Source organism: Pseudomonas sp. TWR1-1-4 (assembly GCF_049897165.1).
Taxonomy (GTDB): Bacteria; Pseudomonadota; Gammaproteobacteria; order Pseudomonadales; family Pseudomonadaceae; genus Aquipseudomonas; species Aquipseudomonas canadensis.
In genome coordinates this window covers 502,456-518,711 of the sequence record NZ_JAFCVS010000001.1, presented here as the reverse complement: position 1 = coordinate 518,711, position 16,256 = coordinate 502,456, and the positions used below count along the sequence as shown (strand labels likewise).

The 16,256-nt window shown below is 59.1% G+C and carries 12 protein-coding genes and 4 tRNA genes; 9 read left to right on the top strand and 7 right to left on the bottom strand.

Translation table 11 applies throughout. The annotated features are described in order from the left end of the window. Positions 1-6 precede the first annotated feature (6 nt). Genes ACP7C6_RS02455 through ACP7C6_RS02445 form a run of 3 tightly spaced genes read right to left on the bottom strand, consistent with a single transcriptional unit; the run spans position 7 to position 5,789 of the window. Positions 7-1,425, bottom strand: a complete 1,419-nt coding sequence (locus tag ACP7C6_RS02455) for an efflux transporter outer membrane subunit (RefSeq protein ID WP_028616944.1) — start codon at positions 1,423-1,425, stop codon at positions 7-9. Further along, positions 1,409-2,578, bottom strand: coding sequence for an efflux RND transporter periplasmic adaptor subunit (locus ACP7C6_RS02450; RefSeq protein ID WP_028616943.1), 1,170 nt, complete (start codon positions 2,576-2,578; stop codon positions 1,409-1,411). The genes ACP7C6_RS02455 and ACP7C6_RS02450 overlap by 17 nt, the downstream gene beginning before the upstream one ends. Continuing rightward, on the bottom strand, positions 2,568-5,789 hold the full coding sequence (locus tag ACP7C6_RS02445) for an efflux RND transporter permease subunit (protein ID WP_028616942.1): 3,222 nt from the start codon (positions 5,787-5,789) through the stop codon (positions 2,568-2,570). The genes ACP7C6_RS02450 and ACP7C6_RS02445 overlap by 11 nt, the downstream gene beginning before the upstream one ends. Before the next feature lie 198 nt (positions 5,790-5,987). Here ACP7C6_RS02445 and ACP7C6_RS02440 point away from each other — a divergent pair, with 198 nt between their 5' ends. Further along, entirely contained in the window at positions 5,988-6,398 is a 411-nt protein-coding gene (locus tag ACP7C6_RS02440; RefSeq protein WP_236321018.1) for a hypothetical protein, read from the top strand. Here the strand turns inward: ACP7C6_RS02440 and ACP7C6_RS02435 are convergent. After that, entirely contained in the window at positions 6,395-6,556 is a 162-nt protein-coding gene (locus ACP7C6_RS02435) for a hypothetical protein (protein WP_016978011.1), read from the bottom strand. The genes ACP7C6_RS02440 and ACP7C6_RS02435 overlap by 4 nt on opposite strands. A 209-nt stretch (positions 6,557-6,765) precedes the next feature. Here ACP7C6_RS02435 and ACP7C6_RS02430 point away from each other — a divergent pair, with 209 nt between their 5' ends. After that, positions 6,766-7,428 (top strand): C39 family peptidase, encoded by a 663-nt coding sequence (locus ACP7C6_RS02430; protein ID WP_050587865.1) that lies wholly within the window; start codon positions 6,766-6,768, stop codon positions 7,426-7,428. A gap of 36 nt (positions 7,429-7,464) precedes the next feature. Here the strand turns inward: ACP7C6_RS02430 and pbpG are convergent, their stop codons facing one another. The 3 genes from pbpG to folD all read right to left on the bottom strand — a co-directional run bounded on the left by pbpG (position 7,465) and on the right by folD (position 11,498). Beyond that, positions 7,465-8,388: a D-alanyl-D-alanine endopeptidase gene (gene pbpG / locus ACP7C6_RS02425; protein WP_028616939.1), complete on the bottom strand. Its 924-nt coding sequence runs from the start codon at positions 8,386-8,388 to the stop codon at positions 7,465-7,467. A gap of 131 nt (positions 8,389-8,519) precedes the next feature. After that, the gene (locus tag ACP7C6_RS02420) at positions 8,520-10,550 is read right to left on the bottom strand and encodes a hypothetical protein (RefSeq protein ID WP_426108214.1); all 2,031 of its coding nucleotides are present in this window, start codon (positions 10,548-10,550) and stop codon (positions 8,520-8,522) included. Positions 10,551-10,643: 93 nt separating this feature from the next. After that, the gene (folD, locus tag ACP7C6_RS02415) at positions 10,644-11,498 is read right to left on the bottom strand and encodes a bifunctional methylenetetrahydrofolate dehydrogenase/methenyltetrahydrofolate cyclohydrolase FolD (protein WP_028616937.1); all 855 of its coding nucleotides are present in this window, start codon (positions 11,496-11,498) and stop codon (positions 10,644-10,646) included. A 279-nt stretch (positions 11,499-11,777) separates the two neighbouring features. On the opposite strand from folD, the gene ACP7C6_RS02410 reads away from it, so the two are divergent. The 7 genes from ACP7C6_RS02410 to clpX all read left to right on the top strand — a co-directional run bounded on the left by ACP7C6_RS02410 (position 11,778) and on the right by clpX (position 16,091). After that, a tRNA-Arg gene (locus tag ACP7C6_RS02410) sits at positions 11,778-11,854 on the top strand. Between the two features lie 32 nt (positions 11,855-11,886). Then, positions 11,887-11,962, top strand: a tRNA-His gene (locus ACP7C6_RS02405). 56 nt (positions 11,963-12,018) lie between these two features. Beyond that, positions 12,019-12,103, top strand: a tRNA-Leu gene (locus tag ACP7C6_RS02400). A gap of 77 nt (positions 12,104-12,180) precedes the next feature. After that, positions 12,181-12,256 (top strand) — tRNA-His (locus ACP7C6_RS02395). 401 nt (positions 12,257-12,657) lie between these two features. Further along, a complete protein-coding gene (gene tig, locus ACP7C6_RS02390) occupies positions 12,658-13,968 on the top strand; it encodes a trigger factor (protein WP_311893001.1) in 1,311 nt (436 codons plus the stop codon). A 91-nt stretch (positions 13,969-14,059) separates the two neighbouring features. Continuing rightward, positions 14,060-14,695, top strand: coding sequence for an ATP-dependent Clp endopeptidase proteolytic subunit ClpP (gene clpP / locus ACP7C6_RS02385; RefSeq protein WP_028616935.1), 636 nt, complete (start codon positions 14,060-14,062; stop codon positions 14,693-14,695). A 112-nt stretch (positions 14,696-14,807) separates the two neighbouring features. Continuing rightward, positions 14,808-16,091: an ATP-dependent Clp protease ATP-binding subunit ClpX gene (gene clpX / locus ACP7C6_RS02380; protein WP_010209414.1), complete on the top strand. Its 1,284-nt coding sequence runs from the start codon at positions 14,808-14,810 to the stop codon at positions 16,089-16,091. The last annotated feature ends 165 nt before the right edge of the window (positions 16,092-16,256 follow it).

The following is a 16,256-nucleotide window of genomic DNA, read 5'->3' as shown; positions in this document are numbered from 1 at the left end:
ACAGTGTCAGGAAGAGGGTCGCCAGCCGCCACCCAGCGCAGTCACCAGCCCGACACTCGCCTGCAACTGCCGCGTCTGCACCGCCTGCAATGTCCGCTGCGCCTGTAACGCCGCCGTCTGCGCCGTCACCACATCCAGATAACTCACGGCCCCCGCCTGATAGCTGTTCATCGCCAGTGCTTGCGTGTGCTGCGCTGCATCCGCTGCCGCTTGTTCATCCTGTGCTTCCTGCTGCAGATCCCGCAGTTGCGCCAGGTTGTCCTCGACTTCGCGCACGGCTTTCAGCACCTGGCTGCGGTACTGCGCCGACGCCTCTTCAAACTCGGCCTTGGCCTGGCGTTCGTTGGCGCTTAGACGACCGCCATCGAAGATCGGCAAATTGACCAACGGCCCCAATGCCCAATAGCGATTGCCCGCGGACAGCAGGTTGCCGACCCCCTGAGTCTGCCCGCCAATCAACCCCGTCAAACTGAAATCTGGATACCACGCCGCCTTGGCCACGCCGATGTTGGCGTTGGCGGCAAACACTCGTCGCTCGGCCGCTGCAATATCCGGACGACGTTGCAGCAGGTGGCTAGGCAATTGCGAGGGTATCCCCGGCAAGGCGATCAATTGCGGGCCCGGCGGTAACGAAAAATCGCTGGCTGCCACACCCACCAGCTCTCCTATGGCGTGCTCGGTCAGATTGCGCTGCCCGCGTACTTCATCCCATTGCGCCTTGGCCTCGGCCAGTTGATTCTGCGCGCGCGTGAGGTCCAGCTCCGAAGCAATCTGCCCCTCATACCGGCTACGGGTCAGCTGCAACGCCTGGCCGAAATCCTCCAGTGAACGGTTGAGAATCCGCGCCTGCGCATCCAACCCGTTGAGCTGCACGTACAACGTCGCCAACTGATGTTGCAGGCTCAAGCGCGCCACCGCCAAATCATCGCCGGACGCCTGCGCTTGGGCATCGCCGGCCGCGACCTGGTTGCGGATTTTGCCCCACAGGTCCAGGTCGTAGCTCAGTGAAAACCCTGCCGTATTGCTGTTGTACACCGACGGCTGCGTATCGCCCCGCAGTGGCCGCGAGTCCGATTGGCGCTGGCGCAACGGCTGCGCACTGGCGGTGATCTGCGGGAACAACCCCGCATGCAATTGGCTGGCATAGGCCTGGGATGCGTCGAAGTGCGCCAGCGCCGCCGTCAAATCCGGGTTGGCCTTGAGCAGTTGCTGTTGCAGGTCATTCAGGCGCGAATCGTGGTAGAGCGTCCACCATTCGGGGGCCAGTTGATCGGACGGTTGCGCGCTGTGCCAGGGGCCATCGCTGGTCTGTTCGCGGTAGCCGGCCGGCAAATCAACGCTCGGCACCTTGTAGGTCGGCGCCATCGAGCAGCCCTGCAACGCCAGCAGCATCAGCGCTGCGAGGGGTTTAAGCCTTAGGCGCATGCGCACCTCCCGCGGCATCGGCCAGTTGTACCGGGTCGCCTTCACGCAGGGCGTCCGGCGGGTTGTCGACCACACGGTCGGCGGGTTTCAGGCCTTGGTCGATGACCAGGCGTTCGCCCAGGTCGAGGCCGATGTGAATGTCCTGCAGGTGCACATGATTGCGCGCATCCAACACCGCCACTTGCGTGCCTTGGGCACGGAAGATCAATGCACTGGCCGGGATGCTCACGCCATGGGTATCCGCCGGTATCGGCAGGGTGGCTTCGGCGTAATCACCGGGCAGCAATTCGCCGTTGGGGTTGTCGGCCACGAACTGCGCGAGCAAGGTGCCGGAACGGCGGTCGATGGCGGTGGAATCACCGATCAGGTGCGCCTTGAAGTGTTCGCCGGGGTGCTCGGGCACGGTCAGTTCGGCTTCGAGGCCTGGGTGGATGACCGCCGCGTAGTTCTGCGGCACAGGCACATACAGGCGCAGTTGGTGAGTGTCGGCGATGTTGAACAGTTCCGGATCACTGTCGGTGTCGGCCTTGATCAACTGGCCGATATCGGTGTTGCGCGCGGTGATGGTGCCCGCGAATGGCGCGCGGATTGTCTTGTAGTTTTCCAGCGCGGACAGCCGCGCATAGTCGGCAGCGGCGGCTTCGGCGTTGGCTTTTGCGGCGGCGGCATTGGAGGTTTTTTCATCGGCCTCCTGGCGCGATACCGAATGGCTGGCGAGCAGGTTTTGCCAGCGGGTGGCGGTGGTTTCGGCCAGGCGTGCGTTGGCCTGTTCCTGTACCAGCCGGGCGTGGGTTTGCGCCAGTTGCTGGTCCAGGTCAGGGCTGTCGATCTCGGCGAGGATTTGCCCGGCTTTGACCTGGGTGCCGATGTCGGCCTTCCAGTCCTTGAGGTAGCCGCTGACGCGGGCGTGAATCGGCGCCTTGCTCCAGGCTTCGAGGTGCGCCGGCAAGCGTAGGGTATCGCCGGCGACATTCTGCTGCGGTTGGAACACCATCACCTGCGGGATGGCGGCGGTTTCGGTCCAGGCGGTGACCGATTGTTCGTGCAGCGTGCGGGCATGCAGGCCGTTGGCGACCAACAGGGCGGCCAGGGTCAGGCCGCCGACACCCATGAGCATCAGACGCTTGCGCGAGGGTTTGTGATCAGACGACATGAGGCGTTTCTCCAGCAGTGGCGCGAGTAGGGTGACGGCCGTGGACCAGGCTGAAGACCACGGGGACAAACAACAGGGTGGCGGTGGTGGCGAGGATCAAGCCACCGATCACCGCACGGCCGAGGGGGGCGTTCTGCTCCTCGGAAATCGCCAGGGGCAACATGCCGATGATCATCGCCAGGGCGGTCATGCACACCGGGCGGAAGCGCGTGTAGCCGGCTTCCAGCGCGGCCTTTAGCGCATCGCCATGTTCGGCCAGGCGTTCGCGGCAGAAGCTCACCACCAGGATCGAGTTGGCCGTGGCCACGCCCATGCATAGGATCGCGCCGGTCAAGGCGGGCACCGACAACGAGGTGCCGCTGAGGAACAGCATCCACACGATCCCTGCCAGCGCCGCAGGCAAGGCGGTGATGATCACGAACGGATCGACCCAAGACTGGAAATTGACCACGATCAGCAGGTAGATCAGCACTACCGCACCGAGCAGGCCAAGGCTCAAGCCGCTGAAGGCTTCATGCAGCGCATCGATCTGTCCGTGCAGGCTGATCACTGCGCCTTTGGGGCGCATCGAGGCGGTGTCATCCAGCACTTTCTGCACATCACGGGCCACGCCGCCGAGATCGCGGCCTTGCACGTTGGCGTACAGGTCCAGGGTCGGTTCGATGTTGTAGTGGGTCACCACCGCCGGGCTTTGCACGCGGGAGATGGTGGCCACGCCGCCGAGGATCTGCGACTGGCCGTCGGCGCCGGTCACCGGCAGCGCTTCCAGCGAAGGCAGGCTGTCGAGGCGGTATTGCGGGGTGGCGGCGACGATGGAGTAGGACACGCCGTTGGCCGGGTTGAGCCAGAAGGTCGGTGCCACTTGTGAGCTGCCGGCGAGGGAGGCGACCATGCTGTTGGTCACGTCACGCTCGGTGATGCCCAGGCCATTGGCGCGCAGGCGGTCGACGTTGACCTGCAAGGACGGGTAGCCGGTGGACTGCTGGATGCGCAGGTCGGCGATGCCCGGTACGTGTTGCAGGCGCCGTTCCAGTTCCACCGCATAGGCGCGGTTTTCTTCATCGCTGCGCCCGGAGATTTTCACGTCCAGAGGGGCCGGGGCGCCGAAGTTGAGGATCTGGCTGCTGATGTCTGCCGGCAGGAATGCGAAATGGCTGCCGGGGAAACTTTCTGGCAGGGCTTCACGCAATTTCTTTACGTAGTCGGCGGTGGGCGCGTGGTCTTTTTTCAGCGTGACCTGGATATCGCCGTCCTGCGGGCCGATGGTGCCGCTGCTGCTGTAGGCCATGTCGATGCCGCTGAGCGGGATGCCGATGTTGTCGACGATGGTGTCGAGTTCTTCGGCGGGAATCACTTCACGAATCCGCGCCTCGATACGGTCGAAGGCGGCAGCGCTTTCTTCGATGCGCGTGCCCAGTGGCAGGCGCACGTGCAGGGCCAAGGCGCCCGCGTCGGTGGCCGGGAAGAAGTCCTGGCCAAGGCTTGGCAGCAGCAGGAACGATGCCAGCACACAGGCCAGGAAACCGACGATAAAACGCTTGCGATTGCCCAGGGCCAAGGTCAGCAGGCCGTGATAGGTGTCGCGGATGTTCGAGAAATGCCGCTCGAAACCCTGTTGGAAATTCAGCACCGATTGCAGCACGGCATTGCGCTGTTTCTGATGCTGCTCACCCTCGTGATGATTGATGAATTCATCTTCTGGATGGTGCCCTGCACCTTGCTCCGGGGCGTGCGGCTTGAGCAGGAACATTGCCAGCGTCGGCACCAGCGTACGCGACAGAATGAAAGAACTGGCCATGGCAAAGATCACCGCCAGGGCCATCGGCCGGAACAGATAACCGGCGATGCCTTGCAGCAAGAACATCGGCACGAAAACGATGCAAATACACAGCAGCGAGACGAACGCCGGGCCGACGATCTGTGCGGCGCCGTCGAGAATCGCGGTCTTCACCGCCTTGCCTTGTTCCAGGTGCCAGTTGATGTTTTCGATGGTCACCGTGGCGTCGTCCACCAGGATCCCCACCGCCAACGCCAGCCCGCCGAGGGTCATCACGTTGAGGGTTTGCCCGCTGACCGCCAGCAGTGCGATGGCCGACAGCACGGCCAGGGGAATCGAGGCGGCAATAATGATCGTGGAACGCCAGCTGCCGAGGAACAGCAGGATCATCGCACTGGTCAACAGCGCGGCGATGATGCCTTCCTGGGCCACGCTGCCCACTGACTGTTTCACGAACACCGAGGCATCCCCCAGCAGCGAGGTCTTCAGCGACGGCGGCAGGGTTTCGTTGATGCGCGGCAGCATCTGGCGGATGCCGTCGATGATCGACAGGGTGGAGATGCTGCCGTTTTTCAATGCTGGCATGAGGACTGCGCGGTGGCCGTCGACGCGCACGATGTTGGTCTGCGGCGGCGAGCCGTCACGCACGTGGGCGACCTGGCCGATGGTGATCAAGGCTCCGTCGACCGTTTTGATCGGCAGGTCATTCAGCTCGTCGATGGCTTTGGGGCTGTTGTTGAGCAAGATGGTGTATTCGTTGGGGCCGAGTTTGGCGGTGCCCACCGGGATGATCTGGTTCTGCAGCGCCAAGGCATTGCCGACGTCTTGGGCCGATAAACCTTTGGCGGCCAGCGCCTGCGGGTCGAGGTCCAGGGTGATCTGGCGTTGCTTGCCGCCCATCGGTGTGGGCATGGCCAGGCCGGGCAGGGCGCTCAGGGGCAGGCGAATGTTGTTCTGCACCAGGTCGCGGATCTTGGCTTCCGAGAGGCTGGGGCTGGAGAACGCCATCTGCAAAATCGGCACCGTGGAGGCGCTGTAGTTGAGGATCAGCGGCGGCGTGATGCCCGGTGGCATCTGCTTGAGCACGGTTTGTGATACCGCCGTCACCTGGGCGTTGGCGGTGCGGATATCCACGCCGGGTTGGAAGAAAATTTTGACAATGCCCATGCCGGGCAAGGATTGCGACTCGATATGCTCGATGTCGTTAACCGTGGTGCTCAGGGAGCGTTCATAGGTGTAGATCACCCGGCCAGCCATGGCGTCCGGCGACAGACCGTTGTACTGCCAGACTACGGCGACCACGGGAATGCCAATGTCCGGAAAAACGTCAGTGGGGGTACGCAGGGCCGCCATCGGCCCAATGATGCAGATGAATATGGCCAACACGATAAACGTGTACGGCTTTTGCAGTGCGGTCTTTACCAGCCCGAGCATGCGTGAAACCTCCGGAGGGAGCAGGATTGCAAACCCCGGCAGTCTTGCCCGACCCACCTAACACGCACCTTTCAGCCAGGTGAAGGAACATTTAGGAAGGGGCTGAAGATCGTTTCATCTGTATTCATTTGTTCTACAAAGGGTGGCTCCCCAAGCTTGTAACCCATCGGACACATCGTCCTTCTTTGGAGCCCTGCCATGTCACTCAAACCCTTGTTATTGATCCCGGCCCTCGCTGCTGTGCTGTTGTTGTCGGCGTGCGCCGGCCCGATTCCCAAGGCCGACCCGAGCGAAGCGTGGATCGGTTTGAAAGAAGAAGCCCCTAACGACCTGATGGCCGAACGCGTGGACGGCAAGCGCGTGGATGACGGACGTTTCTTCGAGGTGACGCCGGGGGATCATCGCCTGGATGTGACGCTGTTTGAGGAGGAGCCAGGCGACGACAACCAGCAGGACTGCCAGGGTCGGGTCGAATACAAGGATTTCAAGGCGGGTGAGCACTACACCCTGGTGGAGTCGAGCTTGGGCACCACCGTGCGCGCATCCTTGATGGATGGTCACGGCAAGGAGGTCGCGGCGACTCAGGACTTCAATTGCATGCCTGGCTAGGCGTGATGTACCGCGACCTTATGGGGTTTGGCGGGTGCAGCGGGTTTGACGTGGGGGTGATGGTGCCGACGGGTGATGCGCAACACCCCCCACAACATGGCGCCGGCTACCGCCAGCCAACCGCATATCAACAGGACAATCGTTGTTGCAAGGCTCATTCCGGCCTCCTTTCGCCCCCAGGGGGCACACACAGTCTTCTCAATGGACAGTCTAGCTAGCTGACGGTTGCCTGCTATTGACCAATGGTCGTGTCTGTCCAACTTCTTTGCTCTATCCGCGTCCTTTACTAAGCCTGCGGGCTATACCCGCGTGGCAGAGCGTCCTATGATCAGGGCCCTTACCGGCAGTTGATCAAGAGAGTAGAAAATTGCGGTTACGGTCGAACCTGAAAACATCCTTGTTCCTCGCGTGTGCCTTGGGCCTTGCGGCGTGTTCCTCCACTCCGTCGAGACTGGCGGGCCTGCCGGAGCGCGTCGAGCTCAATGGCGTGCCGACCTTTCGCAGCGAGGCTTATCAGGGCGGTCCTACGTCTTTAGCCAGCATGCTGTCGCAACAAGGCATTGTCATGACACCGGGGCTATTGGATAAACCGCTGCATTTGCCGGGCGGCGAAGCGGACCTTGAGCGCAACATGCAGGTGCTGGCGCGCGAGTACGGGCTGATGGTGTACCCGCTGGACGCCAAGCTGACAGCGGTGCTGGCACAGGTGGCAGCGGGTTATCCAGTGATGGCGCGGATCGGTGGCGGGCTGTGGTCGGACGCGCACTACGTGGTCGTAGTGGGGTTCAATCAGCAGAAAAGTACGGTGTTGTTGCGCTCTGGCATGGATCGACGTTTGTTGATGAGCTTCAGCGACTTTGAGTCCAAATGGAAAAGCGCCGGCAGTTGGGCAATCCTCACTCAGCGCCCGAGCCAGTTGCCGGCGAATGTAGATGCACAACGTTGGCGCGACTCGGCGAATGCGACGGCCCAGGCCGGGCAGGAGCGGGCGGCGGCGCAGGCACTGAAGGTGTTGGCGGAACGCAAATAAAAAACGGCGCTATCGAAGCGCCGTTTTTTATATCGTTTAGCGACGGGCTTCCGCAGCGTTAGGACGATTCTTCAGGTTCTTGTCGGCCTTGTAGCGCAACGCCACATCCGGCACCGAACCGCTCTTGCCGGTCTCGACCCAATTGCGGATACGGCTGGCATCGGCAAAGTGGGTGAATTTACCGAAGGCATCCAGGATCACCAACGATACCGGGCGGTTGCCCATGCTGGTCACCAGCACCAGGCAGTGGCCGGCCTGGTTGGTGAAACCGGTCTTGGTCAGCTTGATGTCCCAATTGGCGCGGTTGATCAGGTGGTCAGTGTTGGAGAAGCCCAGGGTGTAGTTGGGCTTGCGGAACGACACGGTCTTTTCCTTGGTGGTGCTCAATTGGCTCAGCAGCGGGTAGTGACGCGCGGCGGCCAGCAGTTTGCTCAGGTCGCGGGCAGTGGACACGTTGTGGATCGAAAGGCCAGTGGGTTCTACATAATGAGTGCTGGTCATGCCCAACGCCTTGGCCTTGGCGTTCATCGCGGCGATGAAGGCTGCATAGCCACCCGGGTAGTGGTGGGCCAGGCTCGCGGCGGCGCGGTTTTCCGAGGACATCAGAGCGATCAGCAGCATTTCCTTGCGCGGCATCTGGCTGCCGATCTTCACGCGCGAGAACACGCCTTTCATTTCCGGCGTGTCGGTGATGTTGATATCGATGTACTCATCCATATTCTGCTTGGCTTCGAGCACGATCAGGCCAGTCATTAATTTGCTCACCGAAGCGATGGGCACCACCACGTCCGGGTTGCTGGAATAAATGACCTTGTTGGTCTGCAGGTCGACCAACATGGCGCTGCCAGAAGCGATTTGCAGCTTGGACGTATCACGCGGGGCCTGGGTGGTTTCGGCGGCGTGCGCGAAGGTGCCTGTGAAAGCAAAAAATAGGCTGACAATAGAAAGACGAATTTTCACGCGGATGAACTCGCTAAAAGTAAGGAAATACCGTTCTGGAACGGGTTGTATGACAAATGCCGTTACATTTTAGGAGTATGGATCAGAAAGCGATAGAGGCCTTTAAATAAAGGCCGTAAGCCGATGATTGGTTAGGGTTGTACCGATTTTGAACCCACCTTGGGGGGCTCAAGTAACAGAAGCGTTCCAAGGTCATTTTTTGCATTGACCGGATAGTGCGAGATGAGCGCCGCGTCATCGATCTTCGCTAGGGTTTGCGAAGAGGGGCCTATGCCTAGGTAAATGCACGGTAGAGGGGTCGCGAGTGCCCCAGCCATGAGCGCGTCGAGGTCGCTCTGCAGCAAGGTTTCGATCATGCCGGGCCCAGGCAAAGGCGAGGAGGTTTGCAGTTGCGCATGATAGATAGCCTGTCGTTGTGCCAGGATCAAGCAGTTACGCCCCTTGTAGGTTGCGCGTAGAAACGCCAGTTCGTTCGCTACCACAGAGTCCCTGGGCGTGTGAAAGTCGGAGAGCGTGTTGATGCCAGTTGTTACAAGGTTGCGACTTGAAAAGGCCAGGGTCACCGTGCCGAGGCTCACGAAGACAAGAAACGGGACAGCCAGCACGTTGGATAGGGCAGATGTAGAGCGTTTGCGGATTGATCGCAGGATCAAGTCTGTCAGCACCGCACCTGTTACCAGTGCGGGCCATAGCACCATCATCAGGCAGAAAATGTGTGAACGCCCCTGGTAGTAGGTGAACAGTCCAAGTCCCATCAGCGAGGTGCAGAAGAGCAAGTCATACACCGGCTTGTCGCTATGTCGCCGCCATGCCGAAAGCGCTGTGACGGCCGCCGCGGCATAAACAAGCAGAATGACTTGCCAGGGATGGAAGGTGAGGGGCATTGGCAGCATCATGAAACCCGCTCCGTAGAACAGTTTCTGGGACGCAAGGGCTTCCTGAATGCCGAGTGGGGCGCCAGCCTTGATTCGCAGGGTAATCATCAGGATACACAGGCTCAGCACTGCAAAAAGTGAAAAGCCGAGCGCGGACAGCAGACTTTTCCATTTCGGGCGCTGACTAAAAAGAGGTTTCACCAAAAGCGTTGCGCCTATGGAAATCAGCACTGGAATTCCGGAATCTATGTTCCAGAAAACCGCGATACCTGAGGCTATTCCCAGCGCGCCAAGGCGCATGCGTGAAGGGCGGGAGCAGTAGTGTGCGAACAGGAGCAGCGACACGGCAGGGCAAATAAAGCGAATAGGGTAGTACTGCAGATAGATTTCCTGCGCGAATCCGTTCAGGTACAGAAACAGGCTTGTAGGTATCAGCAGGCACAGGAACGTCAATATCCTCAGGCCGTGGTTGCGTACGTGAAGGTGCAAGATCACGGCGAGGCAGACAAGGCCGACGAGCTGGAGCACTGCAAAAAAAGTGCTGACGGAGAAGACACTGACTCCGACAAGTTTGAAAAATGGGGCGATCAGTTCCGGGAATAAACCATATTGCGAAGGTAGTTCGCTGAGTAACGTTTTGCCTGCGACGACTTGGGTCAGCGCATAGGTGGCGGCGTCATAGCTGACAGACCATTGGCTTGCGAGGGTGACCGTGTCAATGGAAGCCAACCTGTAAGGGGCTATCTGGAAGATGAAGGTCGCTATACAAGCCAGCGCAATGGTAAGCGCCATCGACGAGCGGCTTGGCTTGCCCCCGGTCCAATTCTGTACCAGCACGGCTATCGAGAGGATTACGGACAGCACCAGCATGATCGTCCGGCTGGTACCCGACACGCTCTTGGGGAAGAACATCACGCTGGTGAAGTCCGAGGCGATGAATGGGCCTGCCAATGCGAGGGATAGCAGGGCTAGCGTCAGGCCCGCGAGCCAGGGTGGTGGGTTGAAGCCTCGCAGGAACCTGAGCGCGGCAACCAGGCCAATTGGAGCCAGTGCGGCGAGAACTATGAAAACCGCGCGCTCAACTGGCTCGGGATTCAACTGAGAGGGGGTTGTTATGCGCTCGGCTGCAAAAACCGGTACCTGAACATTGCTTCCTATTTGGAAGTAGATTGCCAGCAGACTCAGCCCAACGGCAGCAAGCGTGACGAATGCGGCGAAAATAATCAGGGTAAGCCCTTGGCCGGGGATAGCATCGTGCGTTGCCTGCGTAACGCTGTTCTTGGTCATTATCAACGCGCCGGGGTCAAGCGAATCGGGAGGGGAAGGCAACTGGCCAATAAAAAGCCCTGCCGATGGCAGGGCTCTTTGTTGGAGCGCTTGTCAGCTGTGCAGGGTTTCTGCAGCGTATAACGTGTTTTCCAACAGGCAAGCACGCGTCATCGGGCCGACGCCGCCTGGCACTGGTGTGATCCAGCCGGCGCGGGGCAGGGCGGTTTCGTACACCACATCGCCCACCAGCTTGCCGTCGTCCTGACGGTTGATGCCCACGTCGATGACGATGGCGCCTTCCTTGATCCATTCGCCTTTTACCAGCCCCGGCTTGCCGGCAGCGACCACGACCAGGTCGGCGCGGCCGACGTGGCCGGCGAGGTCTTTGGTGAAACGGTGGGTGACGGTCACGGTGCAGCCGGCCAACAGCAGTTCCATGGCCATCGGTCGACCAACGATGTTGGAGGCGCCGACGACCACGGCGTCGAGGCCGTACAGGTCGACACCGGTGCTTTCCAGCAGGGTCATGATGCCTTTCGGCGTGCACGGACGCAGCAGCGGGATACGCTGGGCCAGGCGGCCGACGTTATAAGGGTGGAAACCGTCGACGTCTTTGTCGGGGCGAATACGCTCCAGTAGTTTCGAGGCGTCCAGATGCTCGGGCAATGGCAGTTGCAGCAGGATGCCATCGATCTTCGGGTCGTCGTTGAGGCTGTCGATCAGGTCGGTAAGGGCCTGCTGGGTGGTCTCGGAAGGCAAGTCGTAGGCCTTGGAAATAAAGCCGACCTCTTCACAGTCTTTACGCTTGTGCGAGACATAAACCTGAGAGGCAGGATCGCTGCCGACCAGGATCACCGCGAGGCCAGGCGTGCGCAGGCCCTGCTGGCTACGCTCGGTGACTCGTTTGGCGATCTGCTGGCGCAGGCTGGCGGCGATTGATTTGCCGTCGATAAGTTGTGCAGTCATTACGCGTGATTAACCATCGAGAGGGGGAAGAAAAGTGCGCGCATTCTCGCATGCCAAGACGTGAGGGCAAAGGCGCTTGGTCTGCAAATTGCCCTAACCCCTTAAATAAAATGAATTTTTTTCAAAAAAGATTTGACGGGTTTCGAGGGCGTCTATACTATTCGTCGCACTTGTCGGGCACAGCCTAGCACTGGTTAAGAAGGTCGAGCAGAATAGCGTGTTGTTCTGCAAGGTTGGAAGCACTTAGTTTGTAATCCTCCAAGAGTACAGATTAATCAGGCGCCCGTAGCTCAGCTGGATAGAGCATCCGCCTTCTAAGCGGATGGTCGCAGGTTCGAGTCCTGCCGGGTGCGCCATTAGGCAGCTTTGGCACAAGTAGCGCTATATGGTGGGCGTAGCTCAGTTGGTAGAGCACGGGATTGTGACTCCCGTTGTCGAGGGTTCGATCCCCTTCGTCCACCCCATATTTTAAAAGGCGCCAGATTAATCGTCTGGCGCCTTTGCTTTAAGAGCTTCAAGCGCGGATGTGGTGGAATTGGTAGACACACTGGATTTAGGTTCCAGCGCCGCGAGGCGTAAGAGTTCGAGTCTCTTCATCCGCACCAAATAAAGCTTGGTCCCGTCGAAAGGCAGGGCAGAGCTCAACAAAGAAGTGGTTTGGTTTCTTTGTTAACGCAATATGGTGGGCGTAGCTCAGTTGGTAGAGCACGGGATTGTGACTCCCGTTGTCGAGGGTTCGATCCCCTTCGTCCACCCCATATTCGAAAGGCGCCAGATTTAACAGTCTGGCGCCTTTTTTGGTTTCAGCGGTTCGAAATATCCAGCGCCTGCAGGTAATGGGGTGCGACGGCGGGGCGTTTCATCGTATTTGTGTATCTCGATGATGCTGCGCTGCCAGCCAGCCCTGTTTGCGGGGTTGGCCGTCAGGGCGATGGATGACGACTTCTTCTATATATAGAAGGGGCGGCGCAGAGCCCTGGCGTGATGGGTTGTATTTGTCACCGGGGCGAAGTGCATCCGTGCCTTCGTACCGATAAATTGCCGGCTGTTTTCGGGCGTATTTGCAGTAGGGTGACTTCTTGAGTTTGACCCACTAGAATGCATGCCCTTGATTGGGGTCGGAAATGGCCGGCTAACGTCTGTGCAACGAGGAATATCCATGCAAGTTTCTGTTGAAAATACTACTGCTATCGAGCGTCGCCTGAGCATCTCCGTGCCGGCTGAGCGCGTCGAGACTGCGGTCAACAAGCGTCTGCAGCAGACTGCCCAAAAGGCCAAGATCGCTGGTTTCCGTCCAGGCAAAGTGCCAATGAGCGAAATCAAGCGCCGTTTTGGTGCCGATGCGCGCCAGGAAGCTGTTGGTGACGTGATCCAGGCTTCCTTCTACGAAGCGGTCGTTGAGCACAAGCTGAACCCAGCAGGTTCGCCGTCGATCGAGCCTAAGTCCCTGGAAGCTGGCAAGGACCTGGAATACGTCGCCGTATTCGAAGTGTTCCCTGAATTTGAAGTGGCCGGTTTCGACGGTATTGCCATCGAGCGTCTGAGCGCCGAAGTGGCTGATTCGGACCTGGACAACATGCTGGAAATCCTGCGCAAGCAGAACACCCGTTTCGAAGTGGCCGACCGTGCTGCCCAGAACGAAGACCAGCTGAACATCGATTTCGTTGGCAAGGTTGACGGCGAAGTCTTCGCTGGCGGCTCCGCCAAGGGTACCCAGCTGGTGCTGGGCTCCAACCGCATGATCCCTGGTTTCGAAGACGGCCTGGTTGGCGCCAAAGCCGGCGAAGAGCGCGTTCTGAACCTGACTTTCCCTGCTGACTACCAGAACCTGGACCTGGCCGGCAAAGCCGCCGAGTTCACCGTGACCGTCAACAGCGTTTCCGAGCCTAAGCTGCCAGAGCTGAACGAAGAGTTCTTCGCTCAATTCGGCATCAAGGAATCCGGCATCGAAGGCTTCCGCACCGAAGTTCGCAAGAACATGGAGCGCGAGCTGCGTCAGGCCATCAAGTCCAAGGTCAAGAACCAGGTCATGGACGGTCTGCTGGCCGCCAACCCGATCGAAGTGCCCAAGGCCCTGCTGTCCAACGAAGTGGATCGCCTGCGCGTACAAGCTGTTCAGCAGTTTGGTGGCAACATCAAGCCTGACCAACTGCCGGCCGAGCTGTTCGAAGAACAAGCCAAGCGCCGCGTCGTGCTGGGCCTGATCGTGGCTGAAGTGGTCAAGCAGTTCGACCTCAAGCCTGACGAAGATCGCGTTCGCGAAATGATCCAGGAAATGGCTTCGGCCTACCAGGAGCCTGAGCAGGTCGTGGCTTGGTACTACAAGAACGATCAGCAACTGAACGAAGTGCGTTCGGTTGTGCTGGAAGAACAAGTTGTGGATACTGTTCTGCAGAAGGCTAAGGTGACCGATAAAGCGGTCTCTTACGAAGAAGCAGTCAAACCGGCGGAAGCAGCACAAGCCGACTGATTGTCCAACTCGTTGGAAATACAACCATAAGCCAGCCTCGCGCTGGCTTATGCGTTTTCAAGACATGACTATTTGGGAGTAACTGCAGAGCATGTTCCGTAATTCCTATATTCAGCAGAACTCTGATATCCAGGCCGCTGGCGGCCTGGTCCCGATGGTTGTCGAGCAGTCCGCTCGTGGCGAACGTGCCTACGACATCTACTCGCGCCTGCTCAAGGAGCGAGTGATCTTTCTGGTGGGCCCGGTAGAGGACTACATGGCCAACCTGATCTGTGCGCAGCTGCTGTTCCTTGAAGCGGAAAACCCGGACAAGGACATCCATCTCTACATCAACTCCCCAGGCGGCTCGGTCACTGCAGGCATGTCGATCTACGACACCATGCAGTTCATCAAGCCGAACGTGTCGACCACCTGCATTGGCCAAGCCTGCAGCATGGGCGCATTCCTGCTGACCGCCGGTGCCGAAGGCAAGCGTTTCTGCCTGCCGAACTCGCGTGTGATGATTCACCAGCCACTGGGCGGTTTCCAGGGCCAGGCGTCGGACATCGAAATCCACGCCAAGGAAATCCTGTTTATTCGTGAGCGCCTCAATACGTTGATGGCCAAGCACAGCGGGCACACCTTGGAAGAAATCGAGCGCGATACCAACCGCGACAACTTCATGAGTGCCGAAGCTGCGAAAGCATACGGGTTGATCGACGACGTGATCAGCCAGCGCCCCGCTTAATATAAGCTGCTCAAAATAGGGCTGGTCGGCATGTCCGACCACTGGCGGGCTTGAAAAAGCCCGCATAAGCCTTCATCTTGTGTTGCAAGCCTATCGGATTTGGATCGAACGAATGACTGACACCCGCAACGGCGAGGACAACGGCAAGCTGCTCTATTGCTCCTTCTGTGGCAAAAGCCAGCATGAAGTGCGCAAATTGATTGCCGGCCCCTCGGTCTTTATCTGCGACGAGTGCGTCGACCTGTGCAATGACATCATCCGTGAGGAGGTGCAGGAAGCCCAGGCCGAAAGCAGCGCGCATAAATTGCCTTCGCCCAAAGAAATCAGCGGCATCCTTGACCAGTACGTGATTGGTCAAGAGCGTGCAAAGAAGGTTCTGGCCGTAGCGGTATACAACCACTACAAGCGCTTGAACCAGCGTGACAAGAAAGGCGACGAAGTTGAACTCGGCAAGAGCAACATCTTGCTGATCGGTCCTACAGGCTCGGGTAAGACCCTGCTTGCAGAAACCCTCGCTCGCCTGCTGAACGTTCCGTTCACCATCGCCGACGCTACCACCCTCACCGAGGCTGGCTACGTGGGTGAAGATGTCGAGAACATCATTCAGAAACTGCTCCAGAAGTGCGACTACGACGTAGAGAAAGCCCAGATGGGTATTGTCTACATCGACGAAATCGACAAGATTTCACGCAAGTCGGACAACCCGTCGATCACCCGGGACGTTTCCGGTGAAGGCGTGCAGCAGGCCCTGTTGAAACTGATCGAAGGCACGGTCGCTTCCGTACCGCCACAAGGTGGTCGCAAGCATCCGCAGCAGGAATTCCTTCAGGTTGATACGCGTAACATCCTGTTCATCTGCGGTGGTGCGTTCTCCGGTCTGGAAAAAGTCATCCAGCAGCGTTCGACCCGCGGCGGCATCGGCTTCAGTGCCGAAGTGCGCAGCAAGGAAGAAGGCAAGAAGGTTGGAGAGTCCCTGCGTGAAGTCGAGCCTGACGATCTGGTCAAGTTCGGTCTGATCCCGGAATTCGTGGGCCGTCTGCCGGTTCTGGCCACGTTGGACGAGTTGGATGAGGCTGCTTTGATCCAGATCCTCACCGAGCCGAAAAACGCCCTGACCAAGCAATACGCCAAGCTGTTCGAGATGGAAGGTGTAGACCTCGAGTTCCGCACCGACGCCCTCAAATCGGTGGCCAAGCGGGCACTGGAGCGCAAGACCGGTGCACGTGGCCTGCGTTCGATTCTGGAAGGCGTCCTGCTCGACACCATGTACGAAATCCCCTCGCAGTCCGAGGTGAGTAAAGTGGTGATCGACGAAAGCGTCATAGAAGGTAAGTCCAAGCCACTGTATATCTACGAAAACAGTGAGCCGGCTGCCAAGGCTGCGCCCGACGCGTAAGCGTTTCGCAGTTTCGGTATAAACAAGGGGCCTCCAGGGGCCCCTTTGTTTTTGCGGCGTTTTTTACCCCAAAGCGTTTACTGCGTTTAACTGCTGGCAATAAGCTTGTTTTTTTTGCATGCAGCCCCCATCTTGGTTTCAAGCTTATTTTTCATCTGTCATAGA

Excerpts from the sequence above, each read along its gene's own strand:
- clpX (WP_010209414.1), top strand. The coding sequence starts at position 14,808 with ATGACTGACACCCGCAACGGCGAGGACAACGGCAAGCTGCTCTATTGC.
- clpP (WP_028616935.1), top strand. The coding sequence starts at position 14,060 with ATGTTCCGTAATTCCTATATTCAGCAGAACTCTGATATCCAGGCCGCT.
- ACP7C6_RS02435 (WP_016978011.1), bottom strand. The coding sequence starts at position 6,556 with ATGAGCCTTGCAACAACGATTGTCCTGTTGATATGCGGTTGGCTGGCG.
- tig (WP_311893001.1), top strand. The coding sequence starts at position 12,658 with ATGCAAGTTTCTGTTGAAAATACTACTGCTATCGAGCGTCGCCTGAGC.
- ACP7C6_RS02420 (WP_426108214.1), bottom strand. The coding sequence starts at position 10,550 with ATGACCAAGAACAGCGTTACGCAGGCAACGCACGATGCTATCCCCGGC.
- ACP7C6_RS02455 (WP_028616944.1), bottom strand. The coding sequence starts at position 1,425 with ATGCGCCTAAGGCTTAAACCCCTCGCAGCGCTGATGCTGCTGGCGTTG.
- ACP7C6_RS02445 (WP_028616942.1), bottom strand. The coding sequence starts at position 5,789 with ATGCTCGGGCTGGTAAAGACCGCACTGCAAAAGCCGTACACGTTTATC.
- ACP7C6_RS02450 (WP_028616943.1), bottom strand. The coding sequence starts at position 2,578 with ATGTCGTCTGATCACAAACCCTCGCGCAAGCGTCTGATGCTCATGGGT.
- folD (WP_028616937.1), bottom strand. The coding sequence starts at position 11,498 with ATGACTGCACAACTTATCGACGGCAAATCAATCGCCGCCAGCCTGCGC.
- ACP7C6_RS02440 (WP_236321018.1), top strand. The coding sequence starts at position 5,988 with ATGTCACTCAAACCCTTGTTATTGATCCCGGCCCTCGCTGCTGTGCTG.